We start from the raw sequence: 23,135 nt of genomic DNA on the forward strand, positions 1-23,135 counted from the left end.
TCATCTCACCGCGCCACCGGTGCCAGGCTCGGCGAGCACGGATCGGTCAGCGTGATACTTCCGCCACGACGACCAGTCCGGCCACCTGTCGAGCGCCTCGGACGTGGCCGGATCGGTCGAGCCGAGTGTGCGTTCGCCGTGCCCAGTCAGCGTGATCAGGCCGGTGGACGCGTCGTGATTGAGCAAGCGCCACTCCAGCAGCCGGACCACGACGAGCCGAATCTTCTCGGTACCGACACCGATACCGTCCGCCAACCGAGACAGATCCGCACCCTCCACTCGCCGGACGGCGTCGAGCAGCACTCGAAGAGTCAACCCGAGGATCGGCCGCGTCGGGGCGTGCATCTCGGTCGTGCCCTCGAGCTCCGGCCGAGTCACGGCCGCTGGGTCGGATGGTTGCCGCGACGGAGAGCGGGCCGAGCTGGACCTGGGACCCTCGGTCCGGCGGCCGGTGTATTCGAATCGGGCGGTGGCCGGGCCCGCGGTGCCCCGTACGATGAAGCGCCACGGCGGAGTGATCCCGACCGCGGCTAGCGCACTGGCGAACGCTCGCCTGCTCAAAAGGGTGATCCCTTTCCTCGGCCACGGCGCGTCGAGGATCCCGGCAACCCGGACGAACAGCTCGCGGGTGGGATCGTCGTACTCATCGAGGTGGTCCACCCCGTACAGCAGTGCTGAGCCCGCCTCGGTCAGCGCGAACCCATTGCCCTCGGTCGGTTCGATCAGCTGCACGTCAACCAGGCTCGCCAATCGTCGGCGCAGCACCTTCGCCGCCGGTCCGGGACGTGCGGCCGCCGAGGCCGTCACGTCGTCCCCAGCGTGGCGCAGGTAGTCACCGAACCGATCCAGCAGAGCCCTCTCGGCCAGCTCAGCGACGGACTCCAGTACGGCGGGAGCAGCCGACGCGCGCATCGCTACGTCGACGATCAGCTGTGTGTGCATGCGCAGATCCGCCACGCTCGGCCAGCCCACGAACAGCCTCGCCACCTCGGCGCGCTGCTCGGTGTCGGCCCCTCCGTCGGTATGAGTCACCGCCTCCAGCAGCGCCAGTCCCAGCGGGGCGAGTCGGGCTCCCACACCGGCGTCGCGGACGACCAGCCATAGGCTTGCCAGCAGGGAGAGCCGAGGGTCGACGCCCCCCTTGTCGCGGCCCAGCCGCTCGGCGAGTGCACGAGTGGTGACCGGTTCGCCCGCGGCGTCGCGCAGTTGCCGCAGCAGGTCGATCAGCCCACCACGCGGTGCCGGGGTCTCCCCTTCCACACTCGACAGAGCATCTCGGACGGACCGGCCGTCACCTGGTGGGCCACGCTTCGGTGACTGGGCCAGCAGGTGATCGATCCGACCGAGGCCCGCCCGCCAGAACAGCGCGCCACGCCGAGCCTTCGCCGTCGCGATCTCGGCGGCTTCGGCAAACAGGTCCGGGCCGGCCACCGACCGCGCTCCCCTGGTGAGATGAGTGCTCACGTGTTCCCCGACCAGCGAAGGACCCGCGAACACCCCGCCGCCGGAGTTGCCGGGGAAGGTGGGCCAACGGCCGGCACTACCGCCCTCCCCGCTGGGGCCCGCGGTGATCTTCCGACCGAAGCCAGGGTTGCCGTGGGCCACCAGCAGCGTGCCGTCCGGGATCGGGCCGGACCCGAACTCGGCGATCCCCACCTGCCCAAGCTCGCTGTCCAGGTCGTGGCACACGACAAACGCCAGGTCGACGGTCCCCTGCCACCGAGGGGCCCGCGCTGCTCGCATGCGGTTGTGGACGAACTCGTCGAGCTCGACCCGCACCACGGCGTGCGCGGTGACGGACGTCGTGCCGTCGCTCAAGGTCAACCGCCCGGTCGCGTCCAGGCCGGTCACCGCGTGCCCGGCGACCGCGACCAGGTACCGACCCACTCGGGTCCCGGCGCTGCTGACCGTGCCGCCGCTGGTCCGATCGACGGGGTTGTACCCGTGCTCGGCCTTCACGAACAGCGTCGCCCCCAGCGCGGTCCGGATCCGAGGGTCGATGGTGGGAGGGCCCGTGGCGGGGGTCGGCCACAGGTTCTCCAGCCATTGCCTCCCGCGCGAGTCGACGGACAGGACCAACTCCATGCCGTGCGGGAACCGGATGGCAAGCTCACCGGTGAAGTCCGCGTGCCGCAGGTACAGGTCGTCAACCAGGTGCCGGGGCACCCCGAACCGGCCTTCGGTCCACGCCCGGGCCAGCACGTCGGCGACCACGTCGGCGTGCGCCACACCGCGCCAGCCCGGTGGGGCCGCCCAGTCCACGCTCAGCCCGAGCAGCCGATGGAGAAGCGCGGCGAGGTGACCGCCGTACCCGCTCGACGCCCACCCGCGCAGCCACAGGGACCCCGAATCGGTGGATCCGCCCAGCCGCAACACCAGCCTGCCGCCGAGCACCTTCGGTCGGAAGCCCGCGGCAGGAAATTCCGGATCGACGGCAAAATCCCAGTCTCTGTCGGTGCCCAGCCACGAGTGCGGTGCCAGGTCGGTCGCTCGCGGCCGGAGGAGCTTCCGTGCGCCGTTCCGCTCCCCCAGCAGCTCCTCGGTCAGCTGCACAGCGACCTCGCGTCGTTCGATCAGGGTGGCGAGACCATCGATCGTGGGCAGCTCAGGGCCGGGCCCGGGCCAACCAAGCTGCACCGCGACCGTCAGCTCCTCGTCGACGAGCCGGGCCCAGCTGGTGAGCACCGGCTCCCACCAGTCGCGGCGCGCCGAGGACGCGCCGAGCAGTTCGAACTCCTCGACGCCGAGCACGACGAGACCGTTGATCCGGACCGCCACCAGGTCGGGCGGCATGTCCAGATGCCGGGCGCGGCCCTCCTGCACCAGCCGGTCCGGGAAGCCGTCCAGCACCGCGGCACCGGTGATCAGCCCGGGCAGCGAATCGGCGTCCGGGTAGCCCGCCCACGCGGCGAACACCTCTCGGTCCAACGTCCGCCGCACCCGCGCGGCCGCGGCGGCGAACCGGACCGCGTCGCTTCGGCCCAGGTCGAGCGTTCCACCACCCACCAGCACCCCGGCGAGGGGAGCCAGGCCGGGCTCCGGGTTCAGCGCCGCCAGGTAGCCGGGATGCGCTCGATAGCCGACACCGCCGGAGAACGGCTCGGGGAGCCCGCGCACCGGGGTGGCGGTCCCCCTCGTCGTCGGCAGCGGGGCGAGCTCGGCGATTCGCTGCTCGGACCAGCTCGGATGCCGCAGGTGGGCGAGTTCGTGGCGCAGGAATCGGCGTAGCGCGGCGTCGTCGAGTGTCCGGTACGTGTGGGTGTCCAGATAGATCCGGCGGCCGGAGGCGAACCCGAGCAGGTCGTCCGGGCCGCCCAGCTCCGCGCTGATCCGGGGCAGGTTGTCGACGAGCGCGAGCACCTCGACGAGCGACAGCTCGGCCGGGGTGAATCCGCCGAGCGCGCCGAGCGCGGTCGGCCCGACCAGGACACTGGCCTGTGCCGGATCCAGATACTGGGCGATGACTCGGTGCTGCTCCGGTGTCATCGGCAGGCCGGACGCGCGGCCACCGCCGCCGGACAGGTCGCCGTCCCGTCCAAGGTCGAAGCTGAAGGCGGACAGCTCGTCGGTGAGCGCCCGCAGCCTGTCGACCAGCTCACCCGGCTGTTCGATCCCCCAGGTCGGCAGGTCGCGCAGCAGCTCCAGCCACAGCGCCGTGACCGAGGCGGTGTCCTGGGCCCATCGAGGGTGCGCCGCGAGTGTGCCGTTCACCGCCTCGCCGCGCAGCTGATCGATGCGGTGCAGCGCGGTGGTCAACAGCCGGTGCTGCCCGTGCGGCGAGGCCAGTTCGGGCAGCAGCCTGGCGCCGCCGGGCACCGTGGCCGCGATGACGACCACCAGTCGAGATCTCGGCGGTACCGAGGCCCAGCCGTCCAGCCACCGCACTCGCGCGAGCCGGTCGGGGCGATGCTCAAGCAGCGGCGTCGCGTCGACGTGCGCCAGCGGACGGCGCAGCGCGCGGACGAACAGCGGCGGCAGGGTGGCCGAGGCACCCCGGCGTACCGGGTCGGCCACCAGGCTCTCCATCAGTGGCTGGATCTCCCGCCACAGCTGGGCGCTCAGTGCGCCTTCGGTGGTGACCATCGCGGTGAGCAGTCGTTGGCGGGCCCGCCCGATCACCAGCTCGTCCCTCGGGATCGCGCTGGTCGGTAGCGCGTCGAGCAGTGCTTGCGCGGTCTTCAGCTGCTGGTGCGCGCGCACCAGATCCGCCGGGGACCCTCGGCGCTGCAGGTTCCTGATCGCACGCAACCGATCCCGAACAGCGGATCGGGGCGAGGTCAGCGCCGACGGCAGCAGGACCCGCAACTGGGCGCGAACCACGAACAATGCGGGCGCGGCGAGGTCCGGGACGTCCTCGGGCAGCACGCTCGCCACCCGGTCGAACTGCTCGATCCCGAACTGGTCGACGCCCTCGCGCCGCCATTCGTCGAGCAGCCCGGCCACCGCGTCGGTCTGGTGCGGCGGCAGCTGATCGCGCAAGCGGGTCAGCGCGGCGCGCAGCTCAGCGAGGCCGGTGCCTGACCGCCCGGGCTCCTCGGTGCCGGCCACCGCGTCCAGCGCGCGGGAGACTTCGAGGATCGACCCGGGCCGATAGTCGAGCAGCACCGGCAGCCGCCACCAGCGTGGCTCGCCGAGCAACTCGGCGTGTTCGGCGAGCACGGCCAGGTGCCGGGCGGCGCCCGAGGGGCTCAGCTCCCAGTCGAGCGCGGCGACCAGCGCGGCGGACAACCGTGCGGCGACGTCCTCGGCTTCACCGGCGTTTCGGTCGCCGGACGGCAGCGCCGACCACCAGCGCCGGCCGCTCATCAGCAGCCTCGAGGTCAGTTCGGCTCCCGCCGAGCGGGTCGATCGGCGGCCGACGGACAGTTCCGCCGCTGCCCGGTCCAGTGCCCGCTCTACCCGCTCGAGCAGCCATGACCGGTCCCCTGGCCCGGCACCGGCGAACACCTCCGCCAGTAGCCGTTCGGCCACCTCGAGCTGTGCACGTGCGGCTCGAGCGCCGCCCGCGACCGGACCCACCAGCCCGGCGGGAAGCACCGAGGCCAGGCCGCTGGTCAGGTCGACATCGACGACCATCCCGGCGAGCTGCCCGTCCGGCAGCAGCACCGGTGTCCCCTTGCGGACCCGGATGCCTCGGATCGTGACCGCTGCGGGGCCGACCGCGACGACCCGCGCCCAGGACCTGGGGAACTGGTTGAACGGGTCGGCCAGCAGCACCGAATCGCCGACCGCCGGCCGCCGCTCGCTGATCGGGAGCGGGCTCGCATCCAGTCCTGGTACGTGCAGCACCGCCAGGTCGAGTTCGGCGGAGCCGACCTCGCCCGGATCGGCGCCACGCAGCAGCGCGCCGTACTTGCGTGCTGCTGCGACCGAACCGTCGCCGTTCGGGTAGTCGCGCTCGTCAGGGTTGTGCACCGAGACCACCGCACGGCCGGCGACGGTCAGTCCGGACGGGTCGGTGATCTGCCTGCCGTCCGGGCGGTACCGCACGGTGACCACACGGTCGCTCCCGATTGCCCAGGCGACCAGGTCCCGCGTCCGCCCCTGGTCACCGAGCGGAAACACCGCGCGCTGCGCAACCGTCGCCATCGGCGCGGCGGCCGGCACCGCATGGGGTAGCGGCCGCAGCGAGACCAGCCCGACGCCGTGCGCGCCGCGCCGCACCTGCAGCTCCACCAGGTCGGTCGGTGCGGCGTCGGCGAGCAGCCGCCGCCCGGCCGGCAGCGTGACCCGTACCTGAACGCTGTGCATCTGAAGCGCGCCGAGCGAGGACTCCACCGAGTCCCACGCCTGGTCGATCAGCTCGACCAGCAGCGCTCGGCGCTCCGGTCCGGTGAGCGGGCGATCCGTTCCCAGCAGCCACACGTCGGATTCGGCGGTCAGCGACGCCAACTGGGCATCCTCGGCGAGCAGCCGCGTCGGGTAGGGGTGGTCGATCTCCTCGGCCGACCCGATCAGCCGCTCGATCCGCTGGATCAGCTCGGTGGGCTCGGATCCGACAACCGAGACCGGGTCGGTCGGGTCGGTCCGACTCAGCCTCAGCCAGGGGTGCGCCAGCGCGGCCGCGCGGACCAACCGTGCCGGTGCGTCCAGCTCCGAGGCCAGCTCGGCCAGCGGCAGCTCACCCTCGGCGCGGAGCAGCTGCCAGGCGTGCACGGCAAGCCGTAGCAGCACGGTGGGGGTAGCCAGCTTGGTGGTCAGCCCGTCGAGAACGATCCCCGAGCGATCGACCTCGATGCTGATCGGCCGGGTGAGCGGCGAGTGCCGGGTGGCGGGATCCGCCAGCCAATCCCGCGCCCTGTGCAGTTCCTCGAGCGCGTGGCTCAGCTGCCGTACGGCGCGCGCCTCGTGACCGTGCTCGAGCCGCGACCGCACCGAGGCACTCAGCTGGGGAAGGCGTCGCTGCCAGTCGACGACCTGCTCGGCCAACGCCCATTCCCTGGTCACCTCGTCGTCCAGGGTCACGTCACCGATCAGCACGGCACGCAGCCGCGCCGGGAAGTCCGTGGTCAACCGGCCGCGGCTCAGGTGCTCGGCCATGGCCTCCAGCGTCCGGCGGGTAAATACCAGAACGCCGTGCTGTGCCATCGGCACCGAGGGGTCGGCCAGGTAGAGGCCGACCAGGTCGGCCGCCGGTCCGCGCGATGCGGCGAGCCAGCTGAGCCACGCCCGGTCCAACCGGGGTTCGACTCCGACCTCATCCAGCACCAGTACCGCGGGGCCCTCGCCGTGCAGCGCCACCAGCAGCCGGGCCAGCTCGTTCGGTGCCCGCTGCCGGTGCCTCGGTGCCAGGTCGGCGATCGGCGACAGCACCTCGGTGAGCTCGTCGAGCCCTGCGCGCAACGAGTTCAGCAACTCAGTGGGCAGCGGTGTCGTGGTCAGCACGCGTACCGTCCGCGCCGACACCGAGTCGAGCAGCCGGGCCAACTCGTCCCGGTCCGCATCTGAGACAGTCGGCCGGCGGGTGGCCAGCTGGTCACCGATCAGGTAGCGCAGGATGTTCAGTGCCGGGACGGCCGGCTCCGGGACGGCGGGCGGCCCGCGCGGCAGCGCAAGGTCGAGCCAGAGCAGGAGGTCGAGGTCCGGGTCGCTCGGATCCCAGTCGCCGAGGAACCGCAGAACCGGGGTGGCCAACGTGCTCGGCAGCTGGTCGGCCAACGACCGCGCCACCTCCAGCAGCTCCTCCGGTCCGGCTCCGATCTCGGGCAGCAGACCCCGCTCCGCCAGGATCAGCAGTTCCTCGGTCGCGTCGGACACCTCGCTGACCCTGGCGCCCAGCAGCGCGCGAATCCGCCAGTGGCGCGGCAACCCGACCAGATACGCGACCGAGACGAACCCCTCGATCACCGCGCCGGCACCCGGTTCGGTCAGGGCTGTCTTCAGCGCGGCAGCGATCATCAAGCGCGCGTGGTCCGCCAGGTCGGTGGCGTCCTCGTCGAGCCCGATCGTGTCGGTCTCCTCCAGCAGCTCGTCCCAGCGATTGGCCGACACGTGCAACTGGCGCAGCGCGGCCGCGTACTCGGCGTCGGACAACGGGCTGTTCCACCGGGGGCCGAGCTCGTCCGCCGCCGCGTCCAGCAGCTGTTCCGCCGCGTCCAGCGCGTCCAGCGCGACATGCACCGCATGCCGATCGTCGTCGGCCAGGGCGCGCTGTGCCCGGTCGAGCCACTCGGTGCCCCTGGCCAACAGCCACGGCGCGGTCAACCCGATCCGCGCGCCGACCGCGTCGATTATCGGGTCGAGCAGCGCCGGTGACAGCGCTATGACAGTGCCGGCCGCCGGGCCCGAAGCCAACACCGTGCTCAGCACCGCACCGGCCTCGCTCAGCACGACAGCACCCTCGGCGTTCGGCGGCACCTCGGCCGCCAGCACCAGAACACTGGTCCCGACGGCGACGACGACCGCGTCGACGACCCGCGCCTCGGTACCGGTGTGGAACGCCAGCAGTAGCCGCTGCCCCAGCTCGACCGCGTCCCGCTGCCCGGCGGTCGCGAATCGGTACGGCGGATCGGCACCGTCGGGTCGCTCGGCCAGCCGCAGCAGGACGGCGACCTCGCGGTCGCTGTCCGGGACGCCGGCCAGCTCCCCATCGGCAAGCAGGGCGATCAGGCGCCGCGTCTGGCCGACGCGTGCCGGGTCGGGGTAGTCCATGCCGGTCAGCGACAGCAGCTCCGATACCCGGACGCCGTCGACGGTGATCGAGCGGTCCGGGCCGCCGCCGAGCGCGCGGATTCGGGCCGCGACCACCGGTGAGGTCTGATACAGGTCCGGCCGGATCGCCCACGCGGTACCGATGTGCAGCCCGTTCAGTCGGACCGACACCGCACCGCGCGCGGCCTGTGCAACGGCCGGCCCGTCGCGCAGCAGCGCGGCGAGCGTCGAGAGGTCGGGTACGCGCGGGAACAGCTGGTCGTGCGGCAGCCGGTCGCGCGCCGGTCGGGCGGCGTTGCGCAGCTCGGCCAGTTCGTGCCGCACCAGCTGGCGGGTCGTTTCCGGCTCGAGGTCGCGCAACCTGGCCAACGCGGCCCAGGTGGCGGAGTCGACGTACAGCCAGCCGTCAGCGTGCGCGTAGAAGGCCATCGGCGGAATGCCGGCCTCGGCCAGCGTGGCGGCGAACCACGGGCTGGTGCGCACCCCCTTCGCCCCGGATCGCGCCGCCTCGTCCCGATCGAGACCGGCGATCGTATCGAGGCCGGTGACATCGGCGACCGGCTGCCAGGTCAGGACCCGCAGGATGCGCGAGACCATGATCAGCTTCGGTCCGGGCAGCCCCAGGCCGGAGAACAGCGAGGGTCCGCCCGCCGGCGAGTCGTCGTCCGGTTCTCCCCGGTTCAGCCGGTCCAGCCGCGCGCTGGACCGGCGGAACCGCTCCCGCAACTCACGCCAGGATTCTCCTTCGCCGGGGAGCGCGGAGCCGCCGAGCACCGCCAGCTTCCGCATCGGGGGGCGCGCCCGGTTCAGCATCAGCGGGGCCAGCGCGGGTGTCGGCCCGCGTAGCTGTTCGTTCGCCCGGTCCAGCGCGTCTTCGACCTGGGTGAGCCACTCCCGTGCCCTGGGCAGCCACGCGTCGTCCAGCGGCAACCGCAGCGGCTGCTCATGAATCGCCCGCCGTCGAGAGTCCAGCACCGCCAGCGCGCTCAGCACCTCGCCGATGCGTTCGGCGCGCAGCCGGGCCTCGTCGATGGTGAGTCCGAGCTGCTCGATGGGGTCGAACCAGTCGGTCCCACCGAGCCGGGTTCCGTCGAGGTAGGTCAGCCATGCGGTACGCAGGGCGGTCGCCCGCTCGGCCAGTTCAGTCGCCGCGTCCCTGCTGGTGCTCAGGGTCCGAATGTGCTGGCCGATGATCGCGGTGGGCCGGGTCTGCTCGGCGACCTCGGCAAGGGCCCGCGCCCAGTCCTGGACATCCCACAGCCGCGATCGAGCCGCCTGCTCGGCGCGGGCGCGCTGTCTGCTCGGCTCGGGTCGGTAGCCGGGGATGTCCTTCGGCTCGACCAGTGACCAGGCCCCCAGTTGCTCGGCGATCGGGCGGTGGACGGCGACCAGTGCGAGGAGTTCCTCGGTGAGCCGGGTCGACGCGCCGGCATCGCGGCGCACCGCGCGCTCCGGATCGACCACGGCGCGCCACCGCTCGTCGGCGAGGCGCATCAGCAGCGATTCGACGACGGCCGTCATCAGCACGCGATGCCCGACCGGCTCGGCCGCCCCGAGTGGTGCATCCACCAGCTCGATCAACCACCGAGGCACGTCCACCCCGATCGTGCGGGCGAGGTCCAGCCCGAGCTGCTCGGTGAGCCGGTGCAGGTGCGTCAGAGCGGTCAGCTCGTGTTCGGACAGCAGGACGGTCCGCTCGCCCCGCACCGGCGCCCAGACCGCCGCGTAGAAGTGCTCGACGGGCGCGCCGAACTCGCCGGCGGCCAGTCGGTCCAGCAGCCGTGCGGGCAGGACGAACACCGCGCGTTGGGCCAGGCCTGGCGCGAGCGCAAGCAGCTCGCCGCTGGGCTGGACGAGGTCCGCACCGAACGTCCGCAGCGCGTCGAGTACCGCAGCACGCTGCTCGGCCGACCAGGGCCGTTCTGCCCACTCGACCAGCGAGGCGCGGCGCGGCGGCACGCTCGGTTCACCGGCCGGGCTCGCCCGCGGCCGGGTCGTCCGCAGCCGGATCACCTGACGGAGCAGCCCCACGGCATGCGCCGCCAGCGCTCCCAGCCCAGCGGCCACCACGATGGCGACCACGACCGTCGGGAGACTGGTCGCCGGCTCGACCGTGCCGGGAACCGGGGTGCTCGCGGCGGGTGTGATGGCGAGCCCGGTGCCGGTGAACAGCGACAGCCAGGTCACGAGGGCGGTCGCGGTGACCAGCCCGAGACGGGCCAGTACGCGCGACACCCAGGCCCAGCGCTGGTTCCACGCACGGTGACGACCGGGCTCGCGCTGGGACGAGGAGAGGGACCGGCTCGCGGCTGGGCGGCCGCGCCCCGACCAGCCGGCATAGAGCAGTGCCCACAGCCAGGCTGCGCGCGCGGCGGCACCGCCGCCGGCTCGGGGCAGGGGCGGTTGGTTCAGCAGCGAGTTCGGCGCCGCCAGTACGGCATCCGCCACCGCGTCGACGACGGTCTCGGTCAGCGGGGTCGAGCTGTCCAGCTCGGCAAGGTCGCCGAGCACCGACCAGGCGATGTGCCAGTAGGACCGGCCGTGGGCGAACCGGTCGAGCCAGGTCTGGTCCCGCTCGGCCCAGTTGAGCAGCGCGTACCAGTCCTCACGGTGGGCCAGTAGCCGCGCGGCCCAGGCCAGGTCCGCCGCCAGGCTGGGGTTCTCGGTCAGGTCCCAGTCCTGTGGTCGGGACAACACCCGGATGGCGAGGCCGATCGCGGCCAGCCTGCCGGGGACCGAGCTGAGCCTCCGGTCGTCGACGAACCCGTCGGTGCGGGCCAGTTCGTCGAAGACCGCGTTCAGCATCAGCTGTTGACCGGCGGGTTTCGCCAGGTTGGCGAGCAGTTCTCGCCAGCGCGGCTGGGCGGCGAGCACCATCAGGTCCAGTCGCGCCGACCGGGGCATGGCCGGCCAGTTGGCGCGCAGCGCGCCGGTGGCGATCGGGGCGATGTGCTCAGGTGAGTCGAGGAAGCGCCACCCGCCCGTGTCGGGCAGCGGGCGGTTGCGCGCCGTGAGCAGCAGGTGCGCGAGCAGCCGATCGGCCGCCAGCCACTCGCCGTGGCGGTCACCGAGCTCGCCCAGCCGTGCCGATGCGTGCCGCCAGAACGAGGCGCCGAGGTGACGCTCCGCGCGGATCCTCGTCAGATAGTGGTGCAGTACGACCAGGCGGTTCAGCCGGGTACGCAGTTCGGCGGCGTTCTCGGCGGCGTCCCGGCGGTGGCGCGCGAGGCGGCCCAGCACGGTGCGTGCGTCGCTGTCGAACCGGTCGAGCAACCGCCCGGCCTCGCGCAGCGCGGCGGAAGCCTGCTCCGGCCGGCCGAACCGCAGCTGCTCCTCCGCCGCGCCGAGCCGTACCCGCACCGCGTGCAGCAACGCCGCCCGCCAGGCGTTGCGCGCCAGCCATCTGGACACCGCCCAGGTCAGCACGGCACCGCCGACCAGCAGGAACATCGCCGGATGCACCGCTCGGCTCGGTACCGCGGACAGGTGCTGAACCAGCTGCTCGAGCTCCAGGACCTGGTCACGGAGCCGGGCGGCGGAGCGGGGGGCGCGCCGCACCACCAGCGCGATCACCGCGGCGACACCGGCGGCACCGAGTGCCGCCCAGCCGGTGACCGAGTCGAGTGGCAGCCAGGACAGCAGCTCGACGCTGTGGTGCAGCGGCTGGGTAGCACTCGGTGCCACCGGGTGCAGGGTGTCGGCCGACGCGGTTCCCGAGCCGCCGAGACCGACCAGCGAGCCGAACCCGGTGAGCAGCGCGAGTGCGCCGAGCGAGCGGCCGAGGTGGCCACGCCTGGTGTGCGTCGGGACCGCGCCGGATTCGGGCTCCGTGGCCGAGGCGGTGTCGGTCTTCGGGCCAACGTCCGGCTCCGGCGCTGTCCCCGGCTCAGGGGCTGTGTCCGCACCGGGGCGGATGAGCATCGCGGCGACCGTGCTGTCGTCCATCAGGCCGGTGCTGGTGACCTCGTCGAGCCAGTTGCGCACCGCCCGTTCGAGGTCGCCGCCCGCGTTGTTGCGGTAGGTGAGCTCGTCGACCTGCTCGTCGCTCGGGGCGCCCCCGCGCAGGTTGTCGTAGGTCCCGTTGGTGGCGACGAGCAGCATGGCCGGCTCGCTCGTCCCGCCGAGACCGGCGTAGACCATGCTGAACGTCGGCTCGGTCGCGGCTGAACCTTCACCGACGAAGGAGTGCACAACCCGGGCCGAGGAGCCGAGCCGGTTGTCCAGTGCGATCGCGTGATCCTCCGTGGCCCGCGCGGTGAGCGTCGCGCTCACCATCCAGGCACGGACATCACCGAGATGGCCGAGATAGGCGAATCCGGGTTCGCCTGGCGTCGGCGTCGGATGCAGCACCAGCAGCAGCCCAGCCGCCGACGGGTTCCCCCTTGTCTTCGCCAGCTCACGGGACAGCTGGTTCGCCGCCTCGAAGCCCGCTCGGATGGCGCGCATCGGGTCGCCGGTCTCGCGGAAGGCCCGCAGCGTCTCGTGCACCGCCGCGTCGACCAGCGCCCGCGAGGCCCCTCGGTTGCGCCCTCGGCCGTCGGCAACCGCCGTGATGAGCGCACCGGTCGCCGGGTCGACCCGCGCGGCGACGGCATCGCCGTTCTCCTCGTACTGCCTGCGCAGGCTTCCTCGGGTGGCGGCGGCGAGCACTGTCGAGCCGTTGTGCCCGATGGTGACGAACCCGTCGGCCTCGGCGTCAGCGCTGCTGACCTGGTGGCTGTGGCGCACTAACGGGATCGGTTCGCGCGCGTGGACGCCCGCGTCCCGCGCTGTCCGGCCGTTGCGGATCGCGTCGATCTTGTGGGTCAGATCGCGTCCCCGGACCCAGAGCCGGAAGGACACGAAGTGCCGGCTCAGCCCGATCTCGTCGGCCCGGTCGGTCAGCCTGCGGATGAGTGCGGCGACCTCGTCGGCATACCGCGCGGCCTCGATGAATGCCCGCTTCGCATCGTCGAGGTCATCAGAGGAATCCCCCAGCGCCACGCGCAACCTGCGCTCGGCAGCCACCAACCTCCAGTAGGCGCCGTCGATCGCCATCGCCGCGTCGTAGGCGGCGCGCAGTTCCTCGGTGGGGTCGTTGTTCCTGGCCAGAGTGCCGGGCCCGCGGATCATCCGGTTCTCGGCGCGTTCCAGCAGCAGGCTGATCCCGGTCGGGCGGAGCTTGACGTTCGGGTAGTCGGCGAGCGCCTGGTCGCTGACCGCGACCAGCACCAGATAGGCGAGGTCCCGCTCCTGGCCCGCCCGGACGACCTCGAAGCGGAGTTCGCTCAGCTCGTCGAGCGGTGGCGGGTTCGGCCCGGCGATGTCGGTGTCCACTCCCGTGTGGCCCAACCGCAGCGCGGCCCGCCGCAAGGCCTCGGTGGCACGTTCCAGCGCATGCTCGGTTCGGTAGACCTCGTCGATGGCGGCGCGCAGCCGGGTGCGGGTCTGCTTGGCCATCGTCTTGGCCAGTGCGCGCCTGCTCGGCTGCTTCGCCGATGGCTTCGCGGCGGCGGACATCCCGGCGAGCCGCCGGCGGGCACTCGGGTAGCGCAGCTGGAACGGCGCCGCGCCGAGCCGCCTCCTGGCCAGGACGATCTCGTCCCACAACCCGGGGGTGTGGTGGGCGAAGACCACCCTGCGCGCGGTTCGCAGCAGGTTTTCCAGCGCGGCCGGGAGATGCTCGAGGTCGGTCTCCCACAGGTGCCGCCCGCCCGGCAGCGTGCTGATGTCACCGATGCGCAGCGCCAGCCGGAGCCGAGGGTCGGTCGCCGCCCACAAGTCACGCAGCGTCCCGGCGACCTGATAACCGGACTCCACGTTCCCGGTGACCGCACCGGCGTCGACGAGCACTTGCAGCGCCTGCCGAAGGTCACCGTCACGGCGCCAGGCAGCCCGCAGCTGCGCCTCGGTCACCGGGTGGTCCGCACCGGCCAGCGCGAGCAGCACCGTCACCCAAGGGTGCGGCTGCGTCGGGTGGCGACGTGCGTAGCGCATGCCGCGCCACCACTGGCGCCGCTCAGCCGCGTGCCGCTCGATCTCGTTGAACAGCTCAGTGACCTGCGCGAGCAACCCGAACAGGGCCTCGTCGCGCTCCATGCCCAGCAGCAGCCGGGAATGCGCGTCGACGGCGTTGTCGATCCTGCGCCCTTCCTTCGAGGCGGGGTCGAACGCCGGGTCGTCGCGGCGGGACAGCAACCGTTCCATCCGGGCGCGATGTGTCTGGGAGCGCACCGCCGCCCGGTCCCGGCGTTCGGCGAACATCCGCGCGCCGGCCACCAGCGGCCGGGAGTCGGTCTTGCGACTCCGCTGCAGCTGGCTCTGCCCCTTCACCCTGGCGAGATCTGCCTTGGCCAGCGCGGCGGCGGCCGGATCATCGTGATCCTGCGCCCACCGCAGATAGTCCTCGAGCAGGGCCGCGTACCCGTCGAGGTAGCGCAGCTGCCGCTTGCGGATGTGGGAGAGCTCGTCGAGCAGCATGCTCTCCCACTGCTCGCGCCGTACCAGGCTCGGGTCCCCGAGGTCGTCGAGGTCACCTTCGCGGAACAGCTCGGCCAGGTTGTGCGCCGCGCCCAGCTCGTCGAGAAGCTCACGCAGGAACACCAGCGCGTTCGCGGTGCTGCTCCCGCGCGCCACCGCCCGCTGTCCGGCGCCTGTCACCGCGTTCACATCGCTGACCAGCATCATCACCGCATACAGCACGGCTCGCCGTTCGCTCTGTCCCCGCGTCTGTTCGAGCTGCCGGACCTGCCGCGCCCGCGCCGCGAGCGCTCCGACTGTGGTGATCCGGTCGAGCATCGGCCCGTACCCGGGGTACTGCTCGGAGCGCATCCGGCGCAGTGCGCCGGCCAGCCATGCGGCGTAGCGCCCGACGAGCGCGGGCGAACTGCCCGAGCGCAGCACTCGTGACGGCCTCGGCACCGGGTACCGCGTCCCCTGCTCGTCGGTGAGGGTGTTCGACGCGCGGTCGAGCCAACGCAGGTAGCGGCGGATGCGGCTGGTCACCCCGAGCGGCAGCAGCGCCCGGCCCCGCGCGGTCAGCGCCTGCTTGAACGGGTCCTCGGTGGGGTCCCGGCGGCGCTGCCACCACCGGATCGCGGCCTGATAGCCGATCAGCAGGACCGCCACGGCCACGGCACGTGCCACGGTGTGCCATCCGGACTGGTGCTCCCACGGTCGCACGATCACATAGGCGAAGCCTCGGATCAGCAGCGATTCCGCCATCTTCACCGCCACCTTGCGACCGCGCAGCCGCCCGGCCGCGCTCCACCCGTCGAGCCGGTGGGTCCATTTGTCCAGCCGCTTGCGGATCCGGCGTGCCCGGTCCGGGTCGGGGTCGCCGTGCAGCCGGGCGAGTGCCCGGCGCCCGCTGTTCACCCGGTGCTCGGAGAGGACTACACCGATCCGCTCGCTGACCGCGAGGGCCGCTTCCACCGCCAGCACCGTGACGGGTCCGGCCACCAGCAGATAGCCCAGCCCCGCCCACAGGTAGGTCCCGAAACCACCGGCCGGCGCGGCCAGGTTCAGCCCCGACACGATCTTCGAAGTGACGAACGCGACGGCGGCCGAGGTCAGTGCCAGGCCCGCCCTGCGGCCGAAGTAGGCCTGTCGCTCGCTCATCGTGCTCAGGCCCATGGACACGACGAACGACACGACCGCGGCGAGCCCAGGGCCGAGGTGCCCGATCACCAGCGCGGACTGGTAGGTCAGGTTCAGCGCGAGGTTGATCGCCGTGCCGAGCGCGGCGTCCCGGCGGACATGGGTCAGCCTGCCCTCCGCAGACTCCTGCTGCACCAGCTGGTCACGCCGGAGGTTGCGGTAGGTGAACCAGGCGGTGACCAGCGCGGAGACGGTCAGCCATGCGCGAGCGCTCTGGACGCTCGGCACGCCGGGCATGGTGAGCACGTCGACGGCGAGCGCCACCAGGCCGACGCCGCCAGCCCCCACCACCATCCGGACGCTGCCGCGCAGGTCACGCCGCACAGCGGCCCGCACCGTGCTCCCGCGCACGGCGTGCCGCAGCCAGGCACCCAGCGAAGGGGACTCCCGGAACTCCCCGGGGCCGTCCCGCCGCATGGCGCGCACCAGGCTCCAGCGCGCCAGCAGCACCGTCACGGTCGACGAGCCGAGCAGGATCAGACCCGTGAGCGCCCACGAACCGCCGGCCAGGCCGCTCACCAGTGCGGCACCGACGCCGATGCCGAACTGACCCGCCTCGTCGAGAACGGCCCTGCGCCGTGCGCCGCTGGTGGGCAGCCGCCAGGAAACCTCCGCGCGGAGCCGACCGAGCCAGGACCTGGACTCGAACCCTTCGACCACGGTGGCGACCGGCGAGTCCCCCATCTCGGTCGGCGGCCAGCTGGCCGCGGTCCCCGGGCTACCGCCCAGTGCGCCGATCCGATCGAGCGCCGCGCGCAGGCCGAGCCGAACCCGGCCGAGCAGCGCGAGCCCGGACGCGAACACCGCGAGCGCCGTCAGCTCGATCCACCGGGACACCGACCAGAACGCCGACGGCGGGCCTCGGGTCGGCGCGGGCGATCCCGGGGTGGACGGCACCGGAACGGGCGTGGCGGTCGCGGAAGTGGACGGCGGCGCCGGGGTTGCCGCCGACGAGCCGTCCGGCGCCGGGGTGCCTGGTCGCGGCTGTCCCGCGCCGGGGGTGCCGGGTCGGCCGCCCTGCGCGGGACGGTGCCAGCCGGGCACGAGGACCTGGTTGTCCCCGTACAGCCAGTTCCCGCTCAGCCCGGTATCTCGCAGCGCGTCCACCAGCGGGGCGTTCGCCGCCCGCACCTGCCGCCAGTCCTTGATCCCGGCCCGTGCCGCGATGCGCGCCCAGGAGTCGCCCGAGTGCGGCTGGACCTTCCACACCCCCGACGTGTCGCCGGGAATGAACACCTCGGTTCCGGTCGGCAACGTCCGGTCCGGTCCTGGTGGCAGGTGCGGGTTCAGCTCGTACAGTCGGTCCTCGGTGAGCCCCGGCAGCCCGTACAGGTAGCCGGCGACGCTGTCCCCTGGCTGCGACAGCGTCCGGATCGGCTGGGTGACGCCGCGCACCTTCTGCTCATGCCGCGCCATGTGCACACCGCGCGGTGTGACCAGGGAGTGCGCGGTGTACGGTGCGACCGGCGCCGCCGAGGCTGGCGGGCCGCCGAGGAGCAGGGTGAGCGAGGCGGCGATCACGAGTCCGGTGATGACGGCGGCGGCTTTCGCCGCGATTCGGGCCGCTGTCCGGCGCTCAGCAGCCCTCCCCGTCGTAGCGCGCGCGACGGCGGAGCCGTTGGGTGGCGCGACGGTGCTCCGAGCAGCAGTAGCGGACGTTGTCCCGCCCGGGGACGACTCGAACCGCGCGGTCACAGCCGGGGAGTTCGCAGCGCGGCTGGGAGTCCGTGCCCGAGTGGTGCTCGAAGAGCCCCTCCCCCGGTCGCTGGAAGAGCGGGGCGGCGATCGGCCGAGACTTGTCCATCTGAATCCCTCCATCGGGTGTACCCCGACGGCCCCCACGGCCGCCGGTGGGGTGTGTGGTTCGCCGGGGAACAGGGAGAGCTGATCCCCGGTGCCGGGGTCGGCGCGGGTGTCCCGGTCGCCGTCCCGCGCCGCGGCCGGGTGCTCGCCCGGCGGCGGCATGATCAACTGGCGCAGGACCGCCGGTGGCGGCATGCGCAGGGTCTTGTCCTGCCGCACCTGCTGCTCGGTGCGCCCGGCCAGCCGGGCCGCCTCGCGGTCGGCGAGCATGCGCAGGTGTTCCGGGCTCAGCAACGGCAGCCGGGCCAGCACCGAAGGGTCGACGAACACCGCCAGCTGCCCATGGCGTCGGGGGTCGGGCGCGACGAACAACAGCACCCGCTGGCCCGGCAGAAGCTCCAGCAGCCCCGGCGCCAGGTAGAACGCGGCCCCGCCCCAGGTTCCGGTCAGCGCGAAGTCGGTCGCCTCAGGTGCGACCTCGGTCAGTGACGGGCCGATCAGCCGCAGCCAGGCCAGCACCGCCCGGTACTGCCCGCCGTTCAGCACGGTCGCCGCGCCGGTGCGCGGGTCCGCCGATGCCGCGCCGCCGATGCGGTCCCCGATGTCCGGGAGTCCGGCCGTACCGGAGCCGTCCCGCGCCCACCGGCCCCCGTGGGTGGTGCGGAACCAGTCGACCGCCCTGGCGACACCCAGGATCGCCAGCTGGGTGCCGATCACCACCGCGACGGCGGCCAGGTAGCCCCAGCCCAAGGCCACCGCGGTCAGCCCGGCGCCGAGGCCGGCACCCAGGTTCACCGCCACTATCGAGAACGAGACCGTGTCACCGGGCCGCGAGTCGATCAGGTCCTCCGGCGGGCCCCGCCGCTGGATGGCCCACAGCAGCAGCCCCAGCAGCCCCAGCGCGGCACCGGTGATGATGCCCGCGGCCAGGGCATTCGTCGTCAGCCAGACGAAGGTGACTCCGTAGACAAGCAACGCACCGTCGTCGAGCACCAGGCCCAACCGCTCGTAGCGGGCATTGCCCTTCTGATCGCGCAGGTGCTCCCGGTACAGATGCCAGGTCTGGTAGGCGACACCCAGAGCCATGGACGAGGAGGTCGTCGCGGTGATCATCGCGGCGAACGGCCCATTGGTCGACGAGGCCATCACCGAATACAGCATCACCACCATGCCGATATCCATGATCCCGGGGCCCAGCACCGCGAGCCACGCCCAGACCGACCGCAGGCCCTTCGTCATGCTGCGCATCGGACCGTCCGACTTGTTCAGCAGGCGTTCCAGCTTGGTCAGGTTGAACCGGGTCACCACTCCGTCGTGGGCCAGCGCGAACATGAGCCCCATCGCCACGTTCATCCAGCCGTTCGACAGTGGCAGGACGTCGCTGATGTTCGTCTCGATGCTGGTGAACCGGGTGAACACGACGACGGTCACCGCGGCGATCAGTACTCGCGCCATTCCTCGGTGCCGGGAGCCGCTCGCCTCCAGCCACAGGCCCCGCTTGGAGTCCAGGATCGAACCGATGCCGCCGCGCAGCGTCATCGCGATCGGACCGATCACCGGGGCCAGGATCGGTTCGTGGAGCGCACCGAACACGGTGATCAGCAGGGCGACGGTGTAGCCGAGCGGCAGCACCCCGGCCCACCATCTGGTGGTCGCCCACGCGAGCACCGACCTCGGCAGCCGCCGCAGCCGGGACAGGCCACGCTCGGTGCCGGTCGTGCCGTTGGCGACCGCGGCGGTCCGTGCGGCGTCGGCCGCGAGCTCCCCGCGCCCCGCCGCGATGTGACCGGCGGCCGCCAGCGCCGGCGAGTCCTCGTCGAGGTACCTGACGTGCGGGTCGGTCAGTCCGCGACCGCCGGTGCCGACCGGGATCACCGTGGCGCCGAAGCTCGGACGCACCGGCTGGATCCCGTGCCAGCGCCTCGGGGTGAGCGTGATGATGTCCCGGGTGAACGTCGAGGCGTACACGCTGCCGGAGGTCAGGCCGAACAGAGCCGCGTTGCGCAGCGTGGTGCCGGGGCTGCCCATCAGGTACAGGTCGTCGACCGGCAGCACCCCGGTCCGTGCGGTGATCCCGGCCAGCACGGTGCCGTAGCTGTGCGCGACCAGCGTCAGGTGCAGCGGGCCCTGGTGCTCGGCGCGCAACCCGAACAGGAAGGAGCGCAGGTTGGGCGCGGCGGCCAGCGCCGGCATCTCCGACCGGGCCGAGCCGACGGTCTGCGGCCAGTCCAGGAAGTCGAGCCAGCCGATGACGGCGACACTGTCCGCCCCGGCGGCCAGGGTGGCCCTGCGCAGTGCTCCGGCGCCCCGCATCAGGACCTCGAGGTTGGCGAGCCCGGAGCGCATCCCGGGCGTGTAGACCACGACGTGCTCGGAGATGTCCGGGTCGCCAACCGCGACTGCCACCCGGCCGTTGTCCGGGTCGAAGGCCAGCAGCATCAACGGAACGCTGTCCGCCGCGGTGAGCCGGCGGTACAGCCACAGAATCGCCTGGTCCTTCACCGGGTCCCCGGACGGCGACGTCACCGCGGCTCTGAGCCGCTGCATGTTGACCGCGTGCCGGGTGCCCGCCGGGAAGGCGTTGGAGTTCCCGGCACCGCTGTCGAACCGAGAGTCGGGCGGCGTGCCCGCCCGGCCGCGGCCGAAGTCGACCCGCCTGAGCGTGGTTCCCGGCAGCAGTCCGAACCGCGCGGCGATCGCGAACAGCCCGCCCAGGACGACGGCCAGCGAGATCCAGACCCAGAGTGAGGTGCCCTCGGCAGGCGGTCCGCGCGGGCCGGCGTCGGCGACGTCCGGCCGCGACGCGCCGGTGTCCGGCGAGCTGGGGCTGGTGCTCGGCGTGCCGTCGCCCGGTTGCCCCGGGCCCTGGCCCTGATCACTCGGGCCGGTGTCCTGACCGGTACCCGGTGCGCCCGGGACGATGACCGTCCGGCCGTCGGGCAGCTGGCGCGGGTCCTGGTGTGCCAGGTCCGGGTTGGCCCGGACCAGGTCCGAGGAGCCGCCGGGCAGGTTTAGCCGGTCGGCGAGTTTCGACAGCGAGTCGCGCAGCGCGGCGCGCAGCCGCCAGCGCCCGTCCCAGCCGGACGGGATCGTCAGGTGCTGGCCCGGCGTGATGCGGTCGAGCGCGGCCACGTCGGGGAACTGCTCGGCGTTCGCGTCGCGCCACCGCCGCAGGTCCCGGATGCCGGTCGCCGCCCCGAGGCCGCTGACCGTGTCCCCCGGCTCGACCTCAGCGGTGTCCGGCAGGGTCGCGGTCGCGCTCGCCGGTGCGGCGCTGACCGAGGCGACGGACGTGATGCTGACCGTCTGGGCATCGGCCGTGGGCTGGTCCAACGTCGCGAACAGCGCGGCGCCGAGCGTCAGAGCGATCACGGTCGCTTTCGCCACCGGGATGATCGCGGCGCGCACCCGCGCACCCGCGCGGCGCAGCCAGGCGTGCTCGGACGGCGGTCCGCGCTGGCGTTTCAGGGCTCGGGCCACCAGGTAGACGTTCACCACCGCGACCAGGCCTGCGACCGCGAGGAAGACCGGCGAGCCGATCGGGCCGTCCAGCACGCCGAGCAACGAGCCACCGGAGGTCTGGCCGCCGGAAAGATCACCAGCCGCCGCTGTGCCCGCGAAGGTCATGAGCAGGGCGATCCCGGTGCCGGCCACCACGGCCAGCCTGGCAAACGTCCGCATCCAGCCCGTCGATCGGCTCCGGACACCACCGATCCGGTGGGGATCGACCATCCGCCGAAGCAGGTTCCGGTCGTCCAGCTTGCGCTCGGCCACCGCCAGGAAGCGCGCGGTCAACATCGGCGAGGAGGTACTCACCCACCCGGCCGGTGCCGTGAGCTGACGATGGATGCTCGACCCGCTCGAGACGGGGCTGATCAACTCGCCGGCGCTGTCGGTGACGACACCGCCGGACATGCCGCCCGAAACATGTACCTCGTACCTGACCTCGCCGAACTCGACGTCGATCACGGCCGCTTCAACCGCCACTCGGATGTGGCCCGGATTGCCTTCGAGCCGCAGTCTCTCGCCGATCTCCACCGGGCGGTTCCGGATCGGGGCCGCCGTCCACGCCGGCACAGCCCGCCCCGGCTCGGCGCCGCCCAGCCACCGGATGACGAGGTCGATCAACCTGTGTGGCCAGGACCGGTTGCCGAACTCGACGAGCGCCAGGTCGGGTGCATACGTGTCCTGGAGACGAGCTCTCTGACGAGCGGCGGCGTCCGCCAGATGCCATTGCGGGCTGCCCTTCGGCCCGTACTCCTCGACCGTCACCGTCTGCCACGCCCGGGCCCGTCGACCGTCGACCGCGATCCAGACGGGTGCGAAGTGCTCGACGACGTGCAGGGCGGTCAGGACCCGGAACGGTTCGAGGCTGACCACGGCACCGGTGCCGACCACGTCCCGGCGGAACCGCCCGCCGCTCTCGATGTCCACCACCGACAGTGACGGGTGCAGTCCCGCCGCCGGCGCCAGGTCCTCGCCCTCGCCCACCGGCCCCACCGTCACCAGCCGCGCCGCGCGCCAGCGCGCACGGAATCGGGCGGCCTGCATCTCCAGCGCCGTTGTGGCGGGTCTGCCCGCGAGCCACGGCAGCGTGGCACCCAGCCGAGGGTCGGTGGCGTTCAGGTCGATCCGGTACACCGAGGTCGTCCCCTCGGTCCGGTCCGAACCGGCTGCCTTCCACCGCTGGGCGATCAATTCGAAGATCTGGTCCGGGTCGCTCAGCCACCCCTCGGCCGTGGCCCGGAGGACGCGCGTCGCGTGGCCCATCGGGGTCAGCCGCCACAGTATGCGGGCGCCACCGACCTGTTGGCCGTCGATCTCCAGGAGCCCGTCAGCACCCCACAGCCGCAGCATCGGGACTCCACCGATCACCGTCAGCCTGAACCCGGCGCGCACCGCCGCGGCATCGGCGGCCACTACCTGCGCAACCTTGCGCTCATCGGTGAACACCTCGAGCCTCGGTGAACGATCCACCACCGAGCGCAGCTCGATCTCGCTCACCACCAGGGTCTCGGCAAGATCGGCCAACGCCCAGTGATCCCGACGCTGCCCGTCCAACAGCGCCAGCACCCGGTCCTCCAGCGGAACCTCCGCGCGGGGCAAGGCCAGGCGAGCCGACTCGATCTGTCCGCGCACCCGCTCGATGTGTGCGGACATCTCATCGGACAGCCGCAGCCCCCGCGTCCCGGCCGCCTTGTTCAGCTGCCGCTCGGCTCGGTCCAACCGGACCACGGCAAGGTCGTGGTGACCCGGCCCGACCGCGCCGGCCGAGGCAAGGGACTCCTCAGCGGCCGCGACGAGGCGCAGACCCCGGTCGTGAGAACTCCAGGCGCGCGTCGGCCGGTGCTGCCTGCGGTAGGCCAGCCAGAAACGAACCGACCTGCCGAACACGGCGGCGGTGAGCGCGAGCGCGGCAGCCGTGCCGAGCTCGACCAGCGAGGAGCTGCTCAGCGGCACATCCAGAGCCCCCGTCGAGACGAGATCGGCGGCGATCGCACGTGGGACACCGATCGTCAACGGGCCAGCGCCCACCATGCCCA

1 protein-coding gene (running past one end of the window) is annotated in these 23,135 nt (G+C 72.7%); it reads right to left on the reverse strand.

Annotation, left to right across the window (positions count from 1 at the left end; genetic code table 11):
• Positions 1 to 23,135 carry the final stretch of a preprotein translocase subunit SecA gene (locus G406_RS0114765; protein ID WP_156934881.1) on the reverse strand. Its footprint extends 25,417 nt past the window's final position, so only the last 23,135 of its 48,552 coding nucleotides appear in the window; the start codon falls outside the window, past its right edge; its stop codon occupies positions 1 to 3.

It is taken from the genome of Actinospineispora spinosispora DSM 44797, from assembly GCF_000429025.1.
Lineage (GTDB): Bacteria > Actinomycetota > Actinomycetes > Mycobacteriales > Pseudonocardiaceae > Pseudonocardia > Pseudonocardia spinosispora.